Origin of the sequence: Psychrobacter sp. DM8 (assembly GCF_051307025.1) — a bacterium.
Classification (GTDB): Bacteria; Pseudomonadota; Gammaproteobacteria; order Pseudomonadales; family Moraxellaceae; genus Psychrobacter.
In genome coordinates this window covers 1,398,656-1,421,173 of the sequence record NZ_CP195538.1, presented here as the reverse complement: position 1 = coordinate 1,421,173, position 22,518 = coordinate 1,398,656, and the positions used below count along the sequence as shown (strand labels likewise).

Genomic DNA, 22,518 nt, shown 5'->3' with positions numbered 1-22,518 from the left:
TAACGGTTTAGAATTTATATAGTGTCTAAATACTTGGACTACCGAACATCTCATCAAGCGCTTGTACGAGTGCAAAAGGAATTTGCCATTTGATTCGCCCGTAATCATTTACGCCATGCGCGCCTTGCGAGTCTATACCACGCAAAAACACATACTCTACAGCGCCTAGGTAGTTCTCTTCATTGCCAGTATAGCCATTTATTCGTAATCTCAAAAATCGGTGTAGTGCGACTTGATAGATAGCAGCTTGTAACCAGTACCCTGCCTTACTCATAGCCCTACCTAAATTTTCATTGTTATAATTGCTTAGGCTATTTCCTAAGTAATTACTCTTGTAATCCACAACGTAATACTTGCCCGCGTGCTCATACACCAAGTCAATCTCGCCGCGTAGGTAGCGATATATATGACTAGAGTACTGTGCACTTAGCTCGATGTGTTTGTCAGGATCATCAGGTAAATATTGAGCGAATACTTCATTAATACGTTTAGGCTCAAAATCCTCTGACAGCCCCATATTAAAGCCAAGCTCAGCGAAGCGTTTGTTGAGTGGTATCTTTTGTAACGGTTGCCCTGACGCCAGTAGCGGTGCTGCCAATGCGTCAGCAATCCAAGTGATCAGCTCACTATGCTCACTGGGCTCAGAGAGTGGTTCACCTTCGCTCACATTAGCATTTGTATCAACCCCACTCCTTGATAATGATGTTTGCTGTAAGCGCTCTTGATGCGCGCGGCTGGTATAAATGAGCGGTAATTGATATTGACGGACGCTTTGATCGATAATCGCTGACCAGTTTTGTTTATCTGTAACATCTATCTTCTCAAAGATCTCATGCAAAAACGTACCTGCATTAGCGCCTTTTACAAAACGAAAACGGATATTATCGCTGGTAATTGAACCAGTAGTATTTGGGTTATCATACTCATCGGTATTACTCTGCCTAGACACGGCGGTTATAGACAACGGCATACCATCGGTTATATCCAAGTCGTCCTCTACGCTGTCATCGAAAATAGCCAAAGCTTGAGTTTGCTTGCCAAGTTGGCGCGACAGAGCGGTAAAGCTAGTCTTAGCCCAGCCCTTAAAGTAGCGTGCTTGAATCTGCGCGTAAGCGTCGTCGTAATTGATGAGGGTACTGTTATCTGTTTTTACTTGTAGCGTATCAATTGAGTCTTTATCTGCTTGCACAATCGCTTGGGCATTAGACTCAACACTGTCATATGCCAGCCAGCCGATATAGTTGTGCAATCGCTCTGGTAGCTCTAAATTTTTGCCACTGCCATTGAGCCATTGAGCGCAAGGCTTGCGATCGTCGTCTTGGTTTTTACTCGAATCTTTAAGCACCATATATAACTGCTCACTAGCTCGGGTAAAAGCTACGTAAGCTAAGCGGCGCATCTCTTCATAATTCTCATCGGTTTCAAACTGCGCATAGTAACCCTCAGCCTCTTTAGCAGCCTCACCTTTAGCGGACTTAAATGATTTGCCCTTACTAGTAGATAGACGGCGCTGCGTCTTTTGCTCTTGTATATGGTCAAACAAAAACAGGTTATGCTTGCTACGAGCACCCGCCTTTGGACTGGCGCTATCCATACCGATGACATAGACCACAGGGAACTCAAGCCCCTTTGATTTATGAATCGTCATCAATTGAACACCAGATTCAGTCGGTAGGGGCTGCTGCTGCGCCCATTCGGGAGTACGGCGACTATTCATGTTTTTCTTAAACCAAGCTATTAGCTCATGCTCGCCGATATGCATACCATGCTGCGCTAAGATATCTAGTAGATGACGCAGATCCATAAGATGACGGGCACCTTCCTTGAGCTCTGCTAGAGCCACCCATATATTCTGATTGTCTGTGCTACTCGTGGTCATTGGATTACGCGCAAACAGATAATGTAGCGCGGATAAGATACCGCTACTCTGCCAGTACGCCGCTGCCGTCTTGATATAGTTCTGAAAGTCTTGATAGCGCCGCTTTAGCGCTGTCTGCTCTGAGTGAGCGCTTGCTGACTGTAAAGCATCCTCATCATCGACGCTTTGCATGAGGTGCTGTACCTCAACTAGGCTCAATTGATAAAAATGACTGGTTAACACTCGGTTCATAATATCGCGGCGATGTGGTCGTATCATTACCTCTAGTAAAGCCGCTAAGTCAACAGCGATAGCAGTATCAAAGACATTGCGCTCTGCGGTTTCAAGAGTCGGTACACCAAGCTTGCTCAGCATATCTTCTACTTGCTTAAGATCTTTTTTGCGCCGTCCAAGCACACCGATGTCACTAGGCTTGAGCGCTCGTCCCTCTAGGGTTTGCCCACTTGCCAGCAGGGCGGCGATATGTAGGGCGGTAAGCTCGCAGTCATTGTGCTTGGCATCTTTAGATGATGGTAGGTGGATCACGCTCACTGGCTGGTTGGGCATAATCGCGGCTATTTGCGGCGATAGCTCCTGAGCGATGGGCTGCTGCCAAGATAGACAAACCTCGGTTTTGGCGGCGGTAATGTGCTGATAATAGATGCCTTTACCCAGCTGCGCTAAGTGATCGGCTGCGCTTTGTGTTGACGCTTGTAGCTGACTATTCTCTACCTGACTGTCCTGCGCTGGTGACGAGCGGCCAAACCAGTAATTGAGGGCGGTGATTAAACGCTCATTTGAGCGTCTATTGATGTTTAGGCTCATGCGCTGCTTGGCTGCAAACAGTGTCTTCATAGCATTATAGTTAGCAACATCGCCGCCACGAAAGCCGTAAATGGCCTGCTTAGGATCACCAACTAATAACAAGAACTCTCGAGAGCTGCCTTTGGTCTCTTGGTTGACGCTCTGCTTTTTACTAGCAGCTTTGGTCAAATAAATGCGCTCAATCATCCGCGCCTGCTCACCATTGATATCTTGCGATTCATCAATGAGCGCAATGGGATAATGATGGCGAATATAACGCGCCAGCCGCTCGCCTTGCTTGCCTGATAGTGCTTGGTTTAGGCGTACCATCTGTAAAGAGAAAGTCGTCTCACGTCTTTGCTCCAACACTGCTGGCAGCTTTTGCCGTACTTGCAAGGCAATATCGCGGTTTAGATTGTCAACTAGCGCATCGAGATGTCTTTCAATCTGATCCGTAAAATCATAAACCGCTTTGAGCGCTTGGATGCTTGGCAGATGGATAAAGGTTTGGCGCTCTACTTCTTTATTCTTATTAAACCCTTTACCGCCCTCCTCTTTATTTAAAAAGGCTAAAGGTAGCGCATCAAAAAACTTTTGCATGTCATCATCTAGATGTACGAAAAACAAATGACCGTTTTTTTGTATAGCAATTTGTATATATCCTATACGCTCCACTTTGGTTGCCAAACCTGCATTCCAAGTCATGCCTTGAGCTTTGCGATAGTCTTTATCAAAATATGGCGCTATATCTGTCAAATCACAGTTCATAAAATCTGTTAGCGCTTGCTCATACCCAGCAAAATCTATCGCCTCGCCTAGATCAACGTCTTCGATCGGTGTCGATATAAACTGCAAGGACTTTTGCGCGACATAGATATGGTCGGCAGGTGTGGTTAAGCGATTTGTATGCTGCATCAGCTCATAGATCTTTGGCTGTTTATAGTACAGATAACTGTGATGAGCGCGCACCGCATCGTGAATGATACTCTCTATCACCACTTGCTCGTTATCACTAATCTGCACGCCCTGCTGATAGCCTGTCTCCGCGCTGTACTCAGACAGCCACTTTTGCGATAGGCTATCAAGCGTACCGACAAACAGCTTATCTAAGGTAATGAGTACCAGTTTACAGCGCCGAACAGCATCGGCTAAAGGATACTCTATAGCATGATCTAGTAAATACTCCATCAAGTGACTGTTGATAGGCTCAGTGACGATCTCAGTACTACCTGATAGACGAGCTTGCTCCTCTAGCCAGTGCAGGCGCGCTTGTCTTTGCTCAGTACTGATTTTGTCGGTACTGGCTTTGCTAGTTTGAGTGGTGTCTTGGTCTTTTTGGTCATCTACTGTTTTATGAGCGTTATTGTTAAATTGAGGATAAAGAATGGCATGAGTGCTGGGGTTTGCTTGTATTTTATTAAGCCACAATAGTGCCTCATGAAACTGCTCTAGGCGCTCATGGATACGCTTACGAATGTCGGCAGCAGCGGCGCGAGTAAAGGTCGTTGCGATGATATGTTCAGGCAAACGCTTACCCTCAATCAGCAGTCGCAGCACGATGCCAGTGAGCGTCCATGTCTTACCTGTACCCGCTGAGGCTTCTATCAGATACTGACCTGTGAGCGCAATACGAACGGCAGGTGGCAGCTCTGTCTTTTTAGATGACGTGTCTGCTAGCTTGGCAGGACTGATGCCAACGTTGTTTTCATTAGTAGGCGTGGTAGGGTTATCCATAATTTATCACTTGTTCAAGGTAGTGCGCATTTAGATGACACATATTTATAGCGGCTGTAAGGATCTGTGCATCGTATCAAATAGCGGTGAGGTCAGCGCTGGCAGAGCATCCATTAGCGCTGAGTAGTTATCCTGCTTATCTAAAATATACTGCCACAGCTCATGCTGCGCGCAGGTATCAAAAACCGTATCATGGTTAGGATTGGGTCGTAGCCAACTATCAAAGTCATTAGGTTTTGGCTGGTACGGCGTATCCTCGCTTTGTGCCTTTTTTACTTTATGCAAATAAGTAAGGGCGTGCACGGGCAGTATAATAAGCGGCGTCTTGCCCGCGATATGAGCAAAGCGTACCCATTTAAGTAGCTCGTTTTGCGCCGTTTCACAGTCTATTGGCATAAGTACAAACGTGGTTTTATTCTTGTAGCAATCGTGCTCGCTTGTAGACTTATGAAAGCGCCAGATACTCTTGCCATCCTCGGCTATGACCTGCTCTGTTGTGGTACCGCGCGCCACTTGCCAGTACAGATGCGCCAGCCAAAACCGCAATAGATATTGCGTGCGTGCACTATTAGGCAGTAAATTGAGCCAAAGACTGACTGACTGCGCAGGCTTTGGTGCAGCCCCCTTAAGAGTCAATTGGCCTTGAGTGTTCATGTCAGGGGCTTGTACTAAAGTTATGGTCTCGCTACAAGGGGTAATCAGGCTATTTACATCTATATCTATACCTAAAGCGGCAAGCTCACTACAAAAATCCTCGCACTGCTGATCCATTTTGCGCTGCTGATAGCGCAAGGTGGACTGGCGCGCGACCCCTGCTGGCATGACTGGGTTGTAAAGAAGGCTTGTAGAAGTATTGCCACTATCACTATGATTGCTATGCAGCGCGGTAAGCAGTTGAGTATTGACGGTATAAGCGCTCAGACCTGAGAGCGATAACGGCTCTTGATGTATAGTGTCGTCCTCTGGCAGAACGATATGAACCTGCTGCTCGCGTAAAAAGTGCTTGGCCGGATGACGCGCTTGATAATATAGGTGCTCCATATCTACTTGTATGATATCAAAAGGCGTATCCATTGCTTCTTTATGAGCTAAAATGCGCGCGGCAATGGCCTGGTAGTCGGCCTTACTCGGTAGCTTAACCTTAATCGGTGGCGTGTTGGTCACACGCTCTTGCGCTTGCAGGCGATTAAACACCTGTTGCCAAACTTGCGCGGGTGCATGTGCGCGCTGCTGATTGAGCTTTTCCTTTGTCATCGCTTGCGTGAGCATGACAATGTAGGCGTCATCTTCTGTCGTATCTGATTGTGATATGGATGTTTCTGGCTCTACAAATATCTCTGGTGCGAATGGTAGCGCGGAGTGACGCGTCACCAGCCACTGCTCGATAAGCTTAGGCAAATAGCGCTGCACTTGCTCTGTAAAATCAACGTCGTTATGTGCGCGCGCTAGTGGATCCCACTGCCACTGCACCTCACCTTTTAAAAACTGTAGTAGCTCACTCACTGGATTGGCAGGCAGATGCTCGTGGGTATCGGTTAAGCGCTGACCGTTATAAAATATCCAGCAGGCACTGCGCGCGCATAACATAGCATCCAAAAACGCGCCGTTGTCGTCGTCTTCACTAAATCTATCCCCGCGGCGCGCCACCCCAGACTTCATCAGATCATAGCGATTGTCGCGGTCACGATTAGGAAACTCAGCCAAATCCATATTGAGCATCACCACAAGGCCAAAAGGTACGTTGCGTAGCGCCCCAAAACGACCAAAGGTGATCACCCCTGTCGGCTCAGCACTCACTTGCTGACTCTCAAGCTCATCTTCGATACTATCAAGCATAAAGCTAAGCTTAAGCGTCAAGTTACTCACCTGTGCAAGCCTTGCTTCAACGTGCTGATTATCCTCTACTGCCAGCCCCTCATCAGTACTATTAACGCGGTACTGCTGATAATGGCGGTTGGCACGTAGACTACTCTTAAAGCCATTCATCGCGTTAAAGATAGCGCGCATAGGACGCGTCTGATCTAAAGCGCCAAAATAAGGATGGATAATGGTGTTCTCGATCGTGCCAAGCCACTCCTCAGCTTTGTGGCGAGATTGATACTTATCACGACAGGCATGCACGCCTGCATGAATACGGCACAGCGCTTCGATGATGGGCGCGTCCGCTAGGCTGATAGAGGAGATGGGTATCGTTTTTTCTGCCAAGGCCTTATCCGACCAGTGCTCAGGATACAGACAACCGCTAATCTTGGCTTCGGGCATCAGCAGTCCTAGCGCTATCTGATCGAGCGCGTAGGCGAAACTAAAGCGATAATCGTAGTCAGAGGTATCTAGTGTCTGCTGAAAATGCGCCTCATCAAACCCGCGTACAAACCCCGCCTGCGCCAGCAAGTCACACGCGCGGCTCATCTGCTCATGAGTCAGTCCTAGGCTCTCATATAGAGGCGGTAGCATAAGCCAGTCAAACACTTCAGCGGCCTCAAAGCGTGCGCTGTCACTACCCAGCAGACCATAAAACCCGCGTATCGCCTCCCAAAGCTGACGAATCGACTTGTCGACCACTCCTGTCACCTTCGCAGGTAGCGTCAAACCATCTTGCCCTTCGCCGCTCACAAATACTGAGCTAATCAGCTCATGATGACGCTCGACATCAGGTAGTAATACAACGATATCAGAGACGTGGCGGGCGCTCCCATCGTCATTTGGCTCATTTAGCCAGCGCCCAATCATGCCGCGCAGTATCTCAAGCTGCCGCTGTAAGCTATGGCAAGAGTGAATGCTTAGGCTATTGTCGTATTGTGACAATGGCCACTGGCGTGCTTGCTCGTAACGCTTGTCTTGTAACCTATCGTCGCTAAACCAATTATTAGAATTTGAGTCGTTAGAATCTAGGTTATTTTGGCTCAGGCTATGACCACTTTTACTCACATCGGCTTTAATCGAATGTTCATCAACCAAGGCGCTATCGTCTAGATCTAGCTGCATCTGCGCGCCGAGTGCGGCGCTTAAACGTCCCGCAGTCGTCTGCTGAGTCGCACTCTCATCAAGCATTAAGATATCTTGCTGTAAATTTGCCAGTAAACTAAGCGGGCGCAAGTTGCTGACTGCAACCTCAAATTTGTCTTGCCAATCGAGCACAAAGCCGTCTTTGTTATCATTATTATCCAGTCCCGCCAGCATCGCAAAAGTCTCACGCGACTGCTTACCCAAACGCGATAATAGCGTGTGCCCGTGATCACGCAAAAACACACTTTTTGGGTTAATGACCTGCTGACGCTGTAACCACTGCTTATCGACAATATCCGCCCAGAACAGCTGTGATGGATTGTAATGCAATAAAGTAATATCAAAGTAAGTCGATAGCTTTTGCAAAAAATTAAGCTCGTTTTGCGGTAATTGCTGCAAAGTAAAGATATGCAGCTGCTTTGGCAGTATTGAGAAGACATCTACCCCTGTCTCTATACCGCTGCCGTCTTTGGCACTTTTCATAATCTGCCAAAAGCGCACTTCAATCGCCTGCCGGTGCTCATAGACTAGAGCAAACAATAAGCGCCACAAATGACGCTGCGCGCGCTCAAGCTCGACATAATGCGCAACCAGCCACTCAGGCGTCATGCCAGCATGCTCATCGAACAGTTTTGCCAGCTCATCTTTATCCTTGATAAGGGTCTCGACATCGACCGGCTTATCTTGTGACCATAGCGTAAGCCAATCCTCGCGGTGCGTAAGATAGCGGCTAAATACTCGAGCAAAATCAGTCGCCAAAGACCAAAGCCGTATATCCTGCTGACTTGAGTCCGACTTGTCATCGAGCAGCGCCGATAATAGCGGATGCAAAGGATGAGTGTCATCAGCGATTATCTGTCTTTGATAATAAGTAAAGTAGCCAAACAAACGCCACTGCATAACTGATCCTGTGAGTACAGCGACCTCAGGCACAGATAAAGCGTCATGCGCGCGCTCATTGACTACCAGCCACTCGTTGTGTGCAGATAGCACCTTTTGCATCAATGTCCACTGATACTGACCCCAAAACGTCGTCGTAACCAAAGTGCTAATACCTGCCTGACTGGCGATAGATTTATCTAACCAATCACCGAGCACCATTGAGGGTACAATGACGATAAACTCATCAAAGATACCTTGGTTTTTGGACTGATAAGCCGTCAGTAAGTGCTCGACAAGGCGTTCGGTCAAATGGGACTGAATAATGGTAAACATAGAGGATCTTATCAACTAAAAAGAGGTTAATATTGACGCTAAACACACTATCTACTGCTAATTGTGCATCGCAGGCGTGTCTACATTTTATTTTCTGCTATTATATTGTTTGCTCATAGCACAGGATGCAAAGCGTCTTAGTGTGCCACCGATAGATGCATTTTACCAGTATCTGACAGCGCTGATGAAACATGTACGACAACCAACGTCGTAGAGATATTTTGAGTATGGTTGATAATGAAAGGTTCAAGCTATGCCGCTACGTCCTATAGATGCGATATTTGTCAATCCAAAAAGGCGCTTGTACGTCGTCTACTACCGCGGCGTGCTATGGCAGTTGCCGCGTATGAAAGTTGACGCGGCAGCTTGGAGGCGTCGCAAGCCCTATGATGGAGATAAAGACGAGCTTTATCTTAGCCGAATGCAGGCTATAGCAGACCCAACACTCGCGGCGAAGCTACGCACTCTTAATCTGCCTCAAGCAGTACGCGGGAGTACGCTTGCTCGGTTTGAAGCTTGGTGGGAGACGCAAGGCTATTACTGGATTAAACACTTAGTAGATAACCATAAGTCCCCGCTTGCCGTACACCAAACAGGGTCGTCATCAACTGAGTCAATTGTGTTATCATCCCCTGCGCAAAATAATTCTGAGCCTCTAAATAATAAAGATATATTCGATACAATGCTTGCAGAATTGATCGATGAGGTTTTAGACCTTTAAAGCTGTATTTTGAACTCATGCTCTACATATAGTCTAGGGTCTGTTGAACACTCGATCCTGGCACTGATAGAGACTAAGCAAAACGCTGGGTAGATAATCACTTAAACGCCTATTCTTACTATTAAATAAGTCACTTCTATGAAAGACTACAAACGCGTACTCATAGCTATCGCGCTACTGCTATTGCTCGTAATCATCGGCCTATTGAGTTGGCTTTGGCTAAGTAACCGTAAAAACATGGATCCGCTACCTGTGATGGTAAGCGATAGTGCGATGATAAGTGCTACAACCAATGAGCAAAAGGATCCTGATAGTGGTAATGAAGTCGCCACGACCGTCCTATATATACAAGCAGAAAACAGACTGCAGCCCGCACTTGATAACATTATTGCACGTTTTGAAGCGCGCTACCCAAGTGTCAAACCCTCGGTGCGTTATGTCCCAAGCGCGCAGCTCCTTACCCTGCCAACCGTTGATGTGTCCCAGAATACAAGCGATCTTGCGCAGCCACTCAAAGCCACAATCGATGTCATTATCGCTGATAGCAACCTAGATGATGCGCGTCTATCAGCACTCCAAACCCTCATAGATGAGGCGCAGTCTGAGCTTAATGAAAACCAGATAGGTGATAATCAGATACAAGCAGACGGCAGTACGCAAGTTGACAACAATGAGGCTCGAACACTCAGCTCGTTTAGCTATGCCATAAAAGCCTCCAAGCCTGTAGATGGTGTCATCTTGACCAACAACCCAGGGGCTGTCAGTTTGCGTAACTTTTTGCTCTCAAGCGTAGGACAAGACATTTTGAATAACTACGAGTATAGTAATATCGATGGCTATGACAACAGCATGGATGATCTGTTCAATGACTCCTCAAGCGGCGTGATAGAGGACGTAGAAGTCACTGATATATTACAAAATGGTCAATAAGCATAACTTGCATTTGACTCATCACTTTTTTACAATAGCCTCACCTCTCAATGCGCCTATAGCTCAACAGGATAGAGCAGTTGCCTCCTAAGCGATCGATCCGAGTTCGAGTCTTGGTGGGCGCACCAAGTATATATTACCCCGTATTGACCTATCATTAAGGTATGCGGGGTTTTTTGTTGCCTACTTATCTATTAGCGACATCTGCTGTCGTAACTATCTTATCTTTCTATTGTAACTATATAATTTTTGGGCTATTGTTGAACAAATTATTTATACAACTTCTGTCTGGACTAAATTACAGTCATGAAAAACACAAGTACTCAAAACTTAAGATTAGATAATGCTGGGCAAGAATTTATCGCTCATGTGCGTAAGAGTGATGGTGCGGAGCAATCACTCTATGCCCACTTGACAGGTACAGCAGAGATAGCCAAAACCTTAGCGACTAAGATTGGTTTGCCTTTATCAGGTGAACTTATTGGATTAGTTCATGATTTAGGCAAGTATAGTCAAGCGTTTCAGACCTATATTAAACTATGTGTAGCTCATGACCAAGCTAAGTCAGGAAGCGAAACGGTAGATGATGATTTCGAGGCTTTAAAGTTACAAGACAAACCTACAAGGGGTTCTGTTGATCATTCTACAGCTGGCGGACAGTTTCTGTTCAGTTTAATTCATGACCTTCAGGTTTCTGACAAAAAATTGAAAGCTGATCAATGGTTTTTAATAGGTCAAGTCCTGTCTATTTGTGTATTCTCTCATCATAGTGGTTTAATAAATATTATAGATAAAAGTGGTAAGGAGGCTTTTAAAAAGCGTCTTCGTAAGGAAAATAGACACTCTAATGTACTTGAGTGCATGGCATCAATGGAAAAAGATATTAAAACGCATGCGCTGCAAGTTATCAATCAAATTTTTGAAGCAGAAGTACCTTTATTAGCTAAATCTTATTATGATAATTATCGTAATAGCAAAAAAGTAGCAGAGTTTAATCTAGGGTTTTATACTCGTCTACTCTTTAGTTGTTTGATTGATGCTGACCGTAGTAATAGCATTGCTTTTGAGCACCCAATTCAAGCCTGTCTTTTAGATTACCATCGGCCAGACTGGAAATTCGCTATAGCTAAAATCGAAGCCCTATATCGAGACTTTTCTAATACAGCGGTGCAAAGCCCTCCAAACCCAATTAATAAACAACGTAATCGTATTGCTCAAACTTGCTTAGAAGCAGGGCAGAAACCGCAAGCTATTTATACGCTCACTGTACCCACAGGTGGCGGAAAAACACTTGCTAGTCTGCGTTTTGCTGTACAACACGCTAAACGCCATAATCTTGACCGCATCATTTATATCATCCCTTTTACCAGTATTATTGAACAAAATGCTCAAGAAGTACGAGATATCTTAGAGGAAAAGCGAGCAGATGATAGTTACGATGGAAAATGGGTATTAGAGCAGCACTCTAACTTAGAGCCTGATTTACAAACATGGCAAAGTAAGCTCATTATGGATAATTGGAATGCACCGATTGTCTTTACCACGATGGTACAGTTCTTAGAGAGCTGCTTTGGCGGTGGTACTAAAGGCGTCAGACGCTTGCACCAATTGAGCCGTGCGGTACTGATATTTGATGAAATTCAAACCTTACCTATTAATTGCTATTACTTATTCTGTAACACCATTAACTTTTTGACCAGTTATGCTAACTCTACAGCGGTGCTATGTACCGCAACACAGCCTATACTCGATAAACTCCCTCAAAGTCATAAAGGGCGGTTAAATCTTAAAGAGGACTATGAAATAACAGGCGATAAAGACAACCTGCATAAAGTGTTCAATGCATTAGAGCGTGTTCAAGTACATGATGAAACAACTCTGACAGGTAAAAACTTAGAAGAAATGAGTAGGTTTATTAATCAGAAATTTGAGACTTCGAAAAGTGCGCTAATTATAGTGAATACGAAAATATGGGCAAAAAACTTGTATCTAACCTTAAAAAGCACAAGCGATATGGATGATGCAAAAGTTTATCATTTAAGCACTTCACAATGTGCCAAACACCGTAAAATATTACTAAATACTATACGTCAGCGTTTAGATAATAATTTGCCGACCCTAGTGGTCTCTACTCAACTTATCGAAGCAGGCGTCGATATCTCATTTGGCACAGTAATACGTTTTTTGGCAGGATTAGATAGTATTGCGCAAGCGGCAGGACGGTGTAATAGACATGGTGAAATGAGGGATGAGAACGGCGCTCCTACCAAAGGACAGGTTTTTATCGTTAATCCCGATAAAGAGTCGTTAGGTTCATTACGCACCATTAAAGTTGGTAAAGAACGCACCCAACTTATACTTAATCAAATCAAAGATAACCCAACGAATAAAAGCTTGCTACATCCTGATTATATAACGCAGTATTTTTCATACTTCACTCAACATGAAGACATTAGCCGTTTTATGAGTTATCCAACTGATGAAACTGGCAAACCCTCTAAAGATGGCCGAAGTGGTTATAGTATCTTAAACTGGCTTAGCGATAATGAAGCTAATCCTAGCGCATTAAATCAAGGTCGTGATACTGAGATATTATCGCCATTATTATCACAATCTTTTATGGAGGCAGGACGAGCATTTAAAGCAATTGATGCACCCACTCAATCAGTCATTGTACCGTATGGCAATGGGAAAGGTTTAATTACAGATTTATTAGGTAAAAGCTATGTTGATGCTGATTTTTATAAAATAGTAAGACAGGCTCAGCAATATACCGTAAATGTATTTTCAAAAGATTGGGATGCAATCCATGCAGCCAGACGAGAGGTTTTAGATACAGGAATTTATGTTCTACCATTAGAGTCTTATTATGATGAAGAATTTGGTTTAAACGTAGAAGGTAATAGCACATCAGAATGCAGCATGTTTTAAAGTTTAGCAAAATTTATAAATTCATTCGGAATAAGGAAGTTATATGCCAAAAAATAGTATTGAGTTTTTATTAACAGGTCGATATGCATTGTTCACCGATCCCATAACACGTATCGGTGGTGAGAAGACTAGCTACCATCTACCAACCTATGAAGCACTAAAAGGTGTATGCAAAAGTATTTACTGGAAACCGACGCTGATTTGGTACATTGATAAAGTACGCGTAATTAATCCTATCCGTACGCAAACCAAAGGTGTCAAACCAATGCTCTATTCACCAACAAAGAAAAAACTGAATGATTTAACTTATTATACCTATTTGCATGATGTCGCTTATCAGGTGCAAGCGCATTTTGAGTGGAACATGCACCGCCCAGAGCTTGCCGCTGATCGCATCGATGGCAAGCATTATAGTATCGCCCAGCGTATGGTGGATAAAGGCGGTCGCCAAGATATATTCTTAGGCACAAGAGAGTGCCAAGGCTATGTTGAGCCATGTGAGTTTGGTAGTGGTCATGGTAGTTATGATGATATTGATGAGTTAAGCTACGGTACTATGTTTCATAGCTACGCTTATCCTGATGAGACAGGCATTGATGAGTTACATGCAAGATTATGGCAACCAACAATGAGGTACGGAGTTATTGAGTTTATTCAGCCGTCTGATGATTTGGTAGAGGATGCTAACAATGGTTTACCCAATCGGTTTATAAGAGAAATGACTGCTAAAGCATTTGAGCTTGATGACAATATGCTAAGCGTTAGCAAAACGCAGGAGACACTATGAGTTGGTTACAGCATTTATATGATACCTATGAGCAAGCTCAAAACATTGACTTGACCAATGATGTTGCCTTACGTCCATATTATCACATTTATAAAAAGTCAGAAATTATTATTACCTTAAATGAGAGTGGTGATTTTATATCAGCAGAATATATTGTTAGTGACAATAAACCGATATCTGAATCAAGAATTATACCTGTAACTGTAAATTCTTCTTCTCGTACCAGCGGCATAGCTCCTCACCCTCTTTGCGATGAATTTAAATATATTGCAGGAGACTTTGAAACTTATAGTGATAAGTCGAATAAAAAAGCGTTTAGTGCTTATGTTGATCTGCTCTCTAATTGGGTTGAGCTTGATAATAATCAAATATTACCTAAAGCCGTTCTTAATTATGTCAAAAAAGAAACACTACTTTGTGACCTAAAAAATAATCCTAATAGCCAAGTATCTGATATTTTCGACAAAAGCAATACGCTTATTAAACCAAAGTTTATTGTGCTTTGGAGAATACAGCCTACTAATGGTGATGCATTAATTGAATCTTGGACAATCAACAATAATAGTTTGTTTAAAAGCTGGCAGAATGTTTGTGAAGCTTTAGAAGGCAAGCTCGCTTTATGCTACGCAACGGGTAAGACATTAAAGGTAACTACAACTCATCCTAAAGGGTTTTTAAACGGAGAGCATGGTGCAAAGCTAGTATCGAGTAATGACAGTGCGAACTACACGTTCCGTGGAAAATTTACAGATAATGGTAAGGGCGATGTACTTCAAGCGGTAAACATTAGTGAGCTGTACTCTGACAAAGCCCACGCGGCACTCGAATGGTTATTAAAACGTCAAGGGTACAATAGTGATGGTCTAGGTATAGTGGCGTGGGCAGCAACCGATGAAAAGGTGATTCAGCCCTTAGTCAATCCAGTAGAAGAATTCGGCGTATTTAATCTAAACCAGTTAGATGTACAGGAAGAAGTTGAAGAGGATGCGAAAGATATTAGCCAAAACATAGGATTGCACCAAGGACAAGTTTTTCGTAACTACCTATACGGTTATTACAAAAAACTAGCGCAATCAGATGTTAAACAGTTATCCGTTATTGCTTTAACTGCTTCAACGACAGGACGAGCGGCAATTACCTATTATCAACAAACCAATCCTAAAGATTATTATGACAATCTTATCGATTGGCATACTCATTTTAGTTGGCAGACGCCTATAACATCAAATGAAAAGCTTCAGTATGTTGTATTATCGCCAAATGTATATAAGTTATCGCAAGTATTGTATGGTCGTAAATCTACTGATTCTGCTAAAAGACAAAGACGACTTCTATATCAACGTATACTGCCTTGCATAGCAGACTCCACCCCTTTTCCAACAGATATTATTAATAGTTGCTATCAAAAAGCGATTAACCCGTATCATGATCGTACTGGCGATAGCAGTGTAAAGCACTTAACCAAACTAAAATTATGGCATGAAGATATTACCGTCTTCTGCGCTATTTATCGAGGCTTTTTACATCGGAACCAACAACGGAGTATTAGCGTGAACTTAGATGACAATAATACCAATCGCAGTTATTTATTTGGTCGTTTACTGGCAGTAGCGAATCGCATAGAAGAGCTAGCATTACAGTTAGCTCGTGAACCAAGACGACCTACTAATGCGTTTAAATATATGCAGAGATTTACTCAGAAACCCAGTCAAGTATGGATGATGTTACGTATAGAATACCTCCCACCATATCAAAGGCGTTTAATTGGTCGAGTGCCACCTTTAGAGTCAGCATATATGCGATTGATTCAGGATATAGAAGCTTTGCTAGAAAATAATGAAGACTTCACTAAAAATGAGCGTTTAGATCCTGATTTTTTATTAGGTTATGACTTACAGACAAAGTGGTTGCTGGAGCATAAACTTGAAAAAGGAAAATGGGTATTAAAAGAAAGTAAGGATGATACAGGTGAAGTTTCCGAAGACGAACTTGCCGATATAAATTAAAAAAACTCACTCTAATAATTAATAAGGGAATACTATGACAACAAATACACAAACCTCCATCGACTGTAAAATTGACTTCGCCCTAATCATTGGCGTTAACAACGCCAACCCAAATGGTGACCCATTAAATGGTAACCGTCCTCGTACTGACTTTGCAGGTAATGGTGAAATCACAGATGTTTGCTTAAAACGTAAAATCCGTGATCGCTTGCAAGAGTCTGATGAAGAGATCTTTGTCCAGTCGGACGAGAAAAAAACCGATGGTATGACCAGTCTAAAAAACCGTGCTTACGATGAAGATGTTGGCTTGGGTAAGAATGCCTTTGAAGCCAATAAAAAAGAGAATATCGAAGCCAAACGTGATGAAACGGCACAAAAAGCTTGTGATAAATGGTTTGATGTACGTGCCTTTGGTCAAGTATTTGCTTTTAAAGCAGATACTAAAGGCGCAGATGGCGTATCTATCCCTATCCGCGGCCCTGTCACCATTCAATCGGCATTTAGCTTACAGCCTGTCGATATTACCAGCACTCAAATCACCAAAAGTGTCAGCGGTGAAGGTGACGGTACCAAAAAAGGTAGCGATACCATGGGCATGAAGCACCGCGTTGATGAAGGTGTTTATGTCACTTATGGGGCGATTACCCCGCAATTGGCAGAACGGACTGGCTTTAGTGATAGCGACGCTGAAAAGATAAAAGAGATTTTACCCAAGCTGTTTGAAGGTGATGCATCATCGGCTCGTCCTGAGGGTAGTATGCAAGTTAAAAAGGTTATTTGGTGGGAGCATAACAGTAAGTCAGGTCAGTATTCATCGGCTAAGGTTCATCGTAGTCTAAAAGAGTTGCTTGATACTACAGGCGCATTTGATGAAGACGCGTTAAAGTCAGCGTTAGAGGGATTAGAGCCTGAGGTTATTGAAGGGTTTTAAACTTTACTTAAACTTTAACACTTGAGCAGACCCTATTAAGTAAGGTTTGCTCAAACTCATTATAATTTCAGAGTCAAACTAACCATGCAAACCCTCTACCTATCCCGCTTGCAACACTATCTATTCTGTCCGCGCCAGTTTGCGCTGATAGAGCTTGAGTGCGCGTGGGAGGAGAATGTCTTTACCGCTGAAGGTCAGGTCATGCATGAAAAAGTCAACTCGGGTGGGCATGACACGCGCGGTGATATAAAGACCGTGCGTACTTTGCGTCTAGGTCACGAGGCACTAGGACTAGAAGGCGTGGCTGATGTCGTTGAGTATCATACTGACGCGGACGGGCAGCAAATGCCTTTCCCTATCGAGTATAAACGCGGCAAGCCCAAATCGCACCGCGCTGATGAAGTGCAACTGTGCGCACAAGCGCTATGTTTAGAAGATATGCATGATTGTACCGTCAGTGAGGGCGCACTGTTTTATGGTAAAACCCGTCGCCGTCATAATGTAACTTTCGATGAGAAGCTGCGGCAAATTACCCTAGATGCTATCAATGACTGTCGACATATTATAGAGAGTGGGCAGACGCCAAAGCCTACTTATAGCACCAGTAAATGTCGTAATTGCTCGCTCAAAGATATCTGTCATCCAAAGATTTTTAACAAGGATGCTAAGGCTTGGTTAAGCAAAAAAATAGTGACCAGTTTAGAAGAAACCGATCACTAATTTATTAACATAGTATGTTGGATTAAAGATTTGCAGCTATCAATCTTTTTGTTGCGGCTGCGCATCGTTCTTCGGCTCTTGTGGATTTAATTGCTTACCTTTATTGCCCTGCGCTCGGTCATAAGCTTTGTTAGTACCGTCAGACCCTTTGTTAGGGTTTTGCATATCAGCTTCGTTATTAGAATTACTCATGTTTTATTCCTTGATAATAGTTGAGAAGTAGTCCATTTAACCTAGCATACTTTTAGTATATTACCCAAAATTATATTCAAAATAAAAACACCATTAAGTGCTCAAAAATAATGATTAGGAAACCCTATGCGCCCGTTAAAAAACACTTTATTCGTTCAAACCCAAGGCGCATGGCTGAATAAGCAAGGCGAAAACGTGGTCATGAATATCGACTATGAGGTCAAAGGTCGCGTCCCTATTCATAAGCTCGATGCGATCGTTTGCTTTGGTCAAGTGTCGATATCACCAGCACTCATGGCGCATTGTACTGATAACGCCATTACCATTACCCATCTTAATCAATACGGTAAGTTTCAAGCGCGTATCGAAGGTGCGGTCAGTGGCAATGTACTCCTTCGCCGTGAGCAGTATCGCATTAGTGATGACCCTGAGCGCGTGCAACCTATCTGTCATAGCATTATCTTAGGTAAAGTCCACAATCAGCGCCAAGTGATTCGCCGCTATCTGCGCGATTACAAAAGTCAGTTAGATGAGCCTACGATTAAAAGCTTGGATGGCGCACAGCAGCGTTTAGAGCGCGGTCTCAATAAAATACTAGCTACGCAAAACTTGTCCGACCTGTTAGGCCGTGAGGGTGAAATGGCAAGCGTTTATTTTAGTGTGTTCCCGCATTTTATTCGCAATGCTGATTTTAGCTTTCCTAAACGCACTCGCAATCCACCTACTGATGCAATCAATGCCCTACTCTCTTTTACTTATACCTTAATTACCCATGACTGCCGTAGTGCCCTTGAAGCCGTAGGACTTGATCCGGCTTGCGGGGTATTCCATCAACTGCGCCCCGGCCGCCCTTCTCTTGCATTAGATTTGGTTGAGGAATTTCGTCCTATGGCTGACAGATTCGTACTGTCTTTAATTAATAAAAAGCAATTAAGTAAATCTGACTTTAAGACAGAGGCCAGTGGCGCGGTGTGGCTAAGGGATGAAGCAAGGCAGACCTTTTTTAAGGCATGGCATGACCGTAAGCAGCAGACTATATATCATGAATGGTTTGAGGAAACGGTACCCTTTGGTTTGTTACCACATTTGCAGGCGACGATTATGGCGCGTCATATTAGGGGTGATATCGATGCTTATATTCCTTTTCTTTGGAAATAAGCTGTTGTATAAGGAATAAATAAACAAGGAAGCTTATTATGATGGTATTGGTCACTTACGATATCAGCTCTGAGGGCGCATCTAGCGCTAAACGTCTGCGTCACATTGCCAAGCATTGTTTGAACTATGGACAGCGTGTGCAATATTCAGTGTTTGAAATTGAGGTCAATCCTGCTGAGTGGACGCGACTTCGTGCCACCCTTGAAGATACCATTGATCACAGTATTGATAGTTTGCGCTACTATTATCTTGGTAAAAACTGGCAAAATAAAGTAGAACATATCGGAGCAAAACCTGTGCTAGACTTAAACGATGTCTTGCTGTTTTAGTCGTTTTATCATTTACAACCGCTTTTAAACTTACTATCTGGCTGTCATAAGGTCAATGCGAACCTATAGCGTACATAAAACCTCTAGGAGACTCGCAAAGGGGTCGCAATGCTATTTAACAACTTGATTTTACTACCTTTATTTTATTATAATAAAGCTTTGGTAAGTGATAAGCTTGCCAAATTCGCCTACAGTTTAGACGTTCGCAAATTCCAAGGTTTTTTCTTAACCTTATTAGCGACTTAGACTAGGGGCTTTCGCGTCCATCACGGGCGCGTGGATTGAAACCTTTTGGATAGCAGACGACATGCCGCCTATCGTTTTCGCGTCCATCACGGGCGCGTGGATTGAAACGCTAAAACGACGCATACTGTGCATGCGCTGAATTTCGCGTCCATCACGGGCGCGTGGATTGAAACCGCTGTGATGACAAACGTGGTGAGGGTACTTGGTTCGCGTCCATCACGGGCGCGTGGATTGAAACAGCTTGCACAGCAGCAAGCAACCCATCAGCATGTTCGCGTCCATCACGGGCGCGTGGATTGAAACGTCTGGCAGTTCTGGACCGGTTGCCGCCCTGGTTCGCGTCCATCACGGGCGCGTGGATTGAAACTGGTCGATAGCGCCGCGTAGTCGGGGCGTTAGCTTCGCGTCCATCACGGGCGCGTGGATTGAAACACTATAAACTCGTATTCTATCTCCAGCCAATCGTTCGCGTCCATCACGGGCGCGTGGATTGAAACCCTGCGGCATCTATGTTAAGGCGCTAATATGTATTCGCGTCCATCACGGGCGCGTGGATTGAAACCCCAAGCATGAGCATAAAGCGCGTATGCAGGGCTTCGCGTCCATCACGGGCGCGTGGATTGAAACCCTGCGGCATCTATGTTAAGGCGCTAATATGTATTCGCGTCCATCACGGGCGCGTGGATTGAAACGCTACGCTTATGTAGAAGTCCCACGAAAAAACGCTTCGCGTCCATCACGGGCGCGTGGATTGAAACGCCGTCGAATCAACCCGCGAAGCCTGCGAAGCGTTCGCGTCCATCACGGGCGCGTGGATTGAAACCGCATGGTCAAATACAAACCCAGCAACAATGGCTTCGCGTCCATCACGGGCGCGTGGATTGAAACTTGCATATCATAGTTAGCAGCGTCATCGATAATTCGCGTCCATCACGGGCGCGTGGATTGAAACGGAAGCGCGACGTGTTGACGATGACGCAGTTAATTCGCGTCCATCACGGGCGCGTGGATTGAAACATCGCAACATAAGCGCCATACGGTACCATGTCATTCGCGTCCATCACGGGCGCGTGGATTGAAACACACTATCAATATCACGTAGCAGTTGACCAAAATTCGCGTCCATCACGGGCGCGTGGATTGAAACTTTTGGATCGGCAACCTCGCCATTTCTACTGCTTCGCGTCCATCACGGGCGCGTGGATTGAAACGACTATAGCGTCCCGCCATCTGGTGACGAAGCGTTTCGCGTCCATCACGGGCGCGTGGATTGAAACATAGCCTTTGATAAAGTCGCTACCCGCTTTGGATTCGCGTCCATCACGGGCGCGTGGATTGAAACTTTTTTAACTGATGCTGATGGTGGTCTGTTATCGTTCGCGTCCATCACGGGCGCGTGGATTGAAACTTAGCTAAGTCAACATTACTTGTTACCTTATAATTCGCGTCCATCACGGGCGCGTGGATTGAAACATGTGCTAATTTACAGGGCACAAATGATACTATCTTCGCGTCCATCACGGGCGCGTGGATTGAAACATCTGCCAGTATTTTTAAATTACGAGTTACGTCTTCGCGTCCATCACGGGCGCGTGGATTGAAACGATTATCTCCGCATCAATAATATCGTCTGCATTTTCGCGTCCATCACGGGCGCGTGGATTGAAACTCACCACATAAAGCAATCTGGTATTCAGTTAGTTCGCGTCCATCACGGGCGCGTGGATTGAAACACTAAAATCTATTACCTCATACGACTCACCAATTTCGCGTCCATCACGGGCGCGTGGATTGAAACTGATTTAGTTATCTGTAGGTCAGCAAGCACCATTTTCGCGTCCATCACGGGCGCGTGGATTGAAACGTAAGCGTCGCTCTCACCCCATAATTGCGGCTCTTCGCGTCCATCACGGGCGCGTGGATTGAAACAAGTATTTTGCGGATATTAGCGAGCATTTCGGTTCGCGTCCATCACGGGCGCGTGGATTGAAACAAAGCTCATGCTAAGCACGTAAGGATTGTCAATCTTCGCGTCCATCACGGGCGCGTGGATTGAAACTTTTTTCTCACCGCTCTGCTTGTCTGTCCATTTTCGCGTCCATCACGGGCGCGTGGATTGAAACATCGAGTAGCGCCAAAAATAAAGGCACTCGCTCTTCGCGTCCATCACGGGCGCGTGGATTGAAACATACTTACGTGTGCGTAAGCTACCCTCGATATAGTTCGCGTCCATCACGGGCGCGTGGATTGAAACGTCTAGCGCTGGGAAGCCAGTGGGCATAAAGGTTTCGCGTCCATCACGGGCGCGTGGATTGAAACGTTTGCATGACGTGCATTAGCTGCTTGCTCTGATTCGCGTCCATCACGGGCGCGTGGATTGAAACTCAGTGTTAGCGATAGCGCCAGCAACACCTTTTTCGCGTCCATCACGGGCGCGTGGATTGAAACATCATGCCGTCAACAAATATCTTGTACTTGTTTTTCGCGTCCATCACGGGCGCGTGGATTGAAACATATTGCCTGTGTATTGCGCTGGAGTGCCACCTTCGCGTCCATCACGGGCGCGTGGATTGAAACCAGTGACTAGAGCAATGACCGATGACCAAATGATTCGCGTCCATCACGGGCGCGTGGATTGAAACATCAAATAACACATCAATATTATCAACTGCATTGTTCGCGTCCATCACGGGCGCGTGGATTGAAACGTAGACAAACATAATCAAACCTCACTCGATTCATTCGCGTCCATCACGGGCGCGTGGATTGAAACTGGCTCACCAGTTGCGTCGTTCACATATAAATATTCGCGTCCATCACGGGCGCGTGGATTGAAACGCTTTACCAAGTCTTACTTTGTTGATGAGCACGTTCGCGTCCATCACGGGCGCGTGGATTGAAACCTGTCATCAGGCGTTAAAAAACCGCCCTTATCGTTCGCGTCCATCAC

Annotated in this window: 12 protein-coding genes, 1 tRNA gene and 1 CRISPR repeat array (1 of these 14 running past the window's edge); of the genes, 10 read left to right on the top strand and 3 right to left on the bottom strand. The window is 44.8% G+C overall.

Going from position 1 to position 22,518, the window contains the following annotated elements:
• Positions 1-25: 25 nt before the first annotated feature.
• Positions 26-4,396, bottom strand: coding sequence for a UvrD-helicase domain-containing protein (locus ACR64J_RS06065; RefSeq protein ID WP_435950968.1), 4,371 nt, complete (start codon positions 4,394-4,396; stop codon positions 26-28).
• 45 nt (positions 4,397-4,441) lie between these two features.
• Positions 4,442-8,617, bottom strand: coding sequence for an exodeoxyribonuclease V subunit gamma (locus ACR64J_RS06060; protein ID WP_435950967.1), 4,176 nt, complete (start codon positions 8,615-8,617; stop codon positions 4,442-4,444).
• Positions 8,618-8,870: 253 nt separating this feature from the next.
• Here ACR64J_RS06060 and ACR64J_RS06055 point away from each other — a divergent pair, with 253 nt between their 5' ends.
• The 8 genes from ACR64J_RS06055 to cas4 all read left to right on the top strand — a co-directional run bounded on the left by ACR64J_RS06055 (position 8,871) and on the right by cas4 (position 17,643).
• Positions 8,871-9,338, top strand: coding sequence for a hypothetical protein (locus ACR64J_RS06055; protein ID WP_435950966.1), 468 nt, complete (start codon positions 8,871-8,873; stop codon positions 9,336-9,338).
• A gap of 138 nt (positions 9,339-9,476) precedes the next feature.
• Positions 9,477-10,268, top strand: a complete 792-nt coding sequence (locus ACR64J_RS06050) for a hypothetical protein (RefSeq protein WP_435950965.1) — start codon at positions 9,477-9,479, stop codon at positions 10,266-10,268.
• Positions 10,269-10,320: 52 nt separating this feature from the next.
• Positions 10,321-10,396: transfer RNA gene (locus ACR64J_RS06045), tRNA-Arg, on the top strand.
• 178 nt (positions 10,397-10,574) lie between these two features.
• Positions 10,575-13,199, top strand: a complete 2,625-nt coding sequence (gene cas3 / locus ACR64J_RS06040) for a CRISPR-associated helicase Cas3' (protein WP_435950964.1) — start codon at positions 10,575-10,577, stop codon at positions 13,197-13,199.
• A gap of 43 nt (positions 13,200-13,242) precedes the next feature.
• The gene (gene cas5c, locus ACR64J_RS06035; protein ID WP_435950963.1) at positions 13,243-13,986 is read left to right on the top strand and encodes a type I-C CRISPR-associated protein Cas5c; all 744 of its coding nucleotides are present in this window, start codon (positions 13,243-13,245) and stop codon (positions 13,984-13,986) included.
• A complete protein-coding gene (gene cas8c / locus ACR64J_RS06030; protein WP_435950962.1) occupies positions 13,983-15,992 on the top strand; it encodes a type I-C CRISPR-associated protein Cas8c/Csd1 in 2,010 nt (669 codons plus the stop codon). The genes cas5c and cas8c overlap by 4 nt, the downstream gene beginning before the upstream one ends.
• Before the next feature lie 34 nt (positions 15,993-16,026).
• Complete coding sequence (gene cas7c / locus ACR64J_RS06025) at positions 16,027-16,923, top strand: type I-C CRISPR-associated protein Cas7/Csd2 (protein WP_435950961.1); 897 nt, start codon at positions 16,027-16,029, stop codon at positions 16,921-16,923.
• 84 nt (positions 16,924-17,007) lie between these two features.
• Positions 17,008-17,643 carry a CRISPR-associated protein Cas4 gene (gene cas4 / locus ACR64J_RS06020; RefSeq protein WP_435950960.1) on the top strand — a complete coding sequence of 212 codons (636 nt, stop codon included), beginning with the start codon at positions 17,008-17,010 and terminating at the stop codon, positions 17,641-17,643.
• A 39-nt stretch (positions 17,644-17,682) separates the two neighbouring features.
• Here the strand turns inward: cas4 and ACR64J_RS06015 are convergent, their stop codons facing one another.
• Positions 17,683-17,835 (bottom strand): hypothetical protein, encoded by a 153-nt coding sequence (locus tag ACR64J_RS06015; RefSeq protein ID WP_435950959.1) that lies wholly within the window; start codon positions 17,833-17,835, stop codon positions 17,683-17,685.
• A gap of 126 nt (positions 17,836-17,961) precedes the next feature.
• On the opposite strand from ACR64J_RS06015, the gene cas1c reads away from it, so the two are divergent.
• Positions 17,962-18,993 carry a type I-C CRISPR-associated endonuclease Cas1c gene (gene cas1c, locus ACR64J_RS06010; protein WP_435950958.1) on the top strand — a complete coding sequence of 344 codons (1,032 nt, stop codon included), beginning with the start codon at positions 17,962-17,964 and terminating at the stop codon, positions 18,991-18,993.
• Between the two features lie 38 nt (positions 18,994-19,031).
• Positions 19,032-19,322, top strand: a complete 291-nt coding sequence (cas2, locus tag ACR64J_RS06005) for a CRISPR-associated endonuclease Cas2 (RefSeq protein WP_435950957.1) — start codon at positions 19,032-19,034, stop codon at positions 19,320-19,322.
• A 256-nt stretch (positions 19,323-19,578) separates the two neighbouring features.
• Positions 19,579-22,518: a CRISPR direct-repeat array (repeat unit 32 nt; unit sequence TTCGCGTCCATCACGGGCGCGTGGATTGAAAC) (it continues 3,600 nt past the right edge of the window).

Excerpts from the sequence above, each read along its gene's own strand:
- cas2 (WP_435950957.1), top strand. The coding sequence starts at position 19,032 with ATGATGGTATTGGTCACTTACGATATCAGCTCTGAGGGCGCATCTAGC.
- cas1c (WP_435950958.1), top strand. The coding sequence starts at position 17,962 with ATGCGCCCGTTAAAAAACACTTTATTCGTTCAAACCCAAGGCGCATGG.
- cas4 (WP_435950960.1), top strand. The coding sequence starts at position 17,008 with ATGCAAACCCTCTACCTATCCCGCTTGCAACACTATCTATTCTGTCCG.
- cas3 (WP_435950964.1), top strand. The coding sequence starts at position 10,575 with ATGAAAAACACAAGTACTCAAAACTTAAGATTAGATAATGCTGGGCAA.
- cas7c (WP_435950961.1), top strand. The coding sequence starts at position 16,027 with ATGACAACAAATACACAAACCTCCATCGACTGTAAAATTGACTTCGCC.
- ACR64J_RS06055 (WP_435950966.1), top strand. The coding sequence starts at position 8,871 with ATGCCGCTACGTCCTATAGATGCGATATTTGTCAATCCAAAAAGGCGC.
- ACR64J_RS06060 (WP_435950967.1), bottom strand. The coding sequence starts at position 8,617 with ATGTTTACCATTATTCAGTCCCATTTGACCGAACGCCTTGTCGAGCAC.
- ACR64J_RS06015 (WP_435950959.1), bottom strand. The coding sequence starts at position 17,835 with ATGAGTAATTCTAATAACGAAGCTGATATGCAAAACCCTAACAAAGGG.
- cas8c (WP_435950962.1), top strand. The coding sequence starts at position 13,983 with ATGAGTTGGTTACAGCATTTATATGATACCTATGAGCAAGCTCAAAAC.
- ACR64J_RS06050 (WP_435950965.1), top strand. The coding sequence starts at position 9,477 with ATGAAAGACTACAAACGCGTACTCATAGCTATCGCGCTACTGCTATTG.
- cas5c (WP_435950963.1), top strand. The coding sequence starts at position 13,243 with ATGCCAAAAAATAGTATTGAGTTTTTATTAACAGGTCGATATGCATTG.
- ACR64J_RS06065 (WP_435950968.1), bottom strand. The coding sequence starts at position 4,396 with ATGGATAACCCTACCACGCCTACTAATGAAAACAACGTTGGCATCAGT.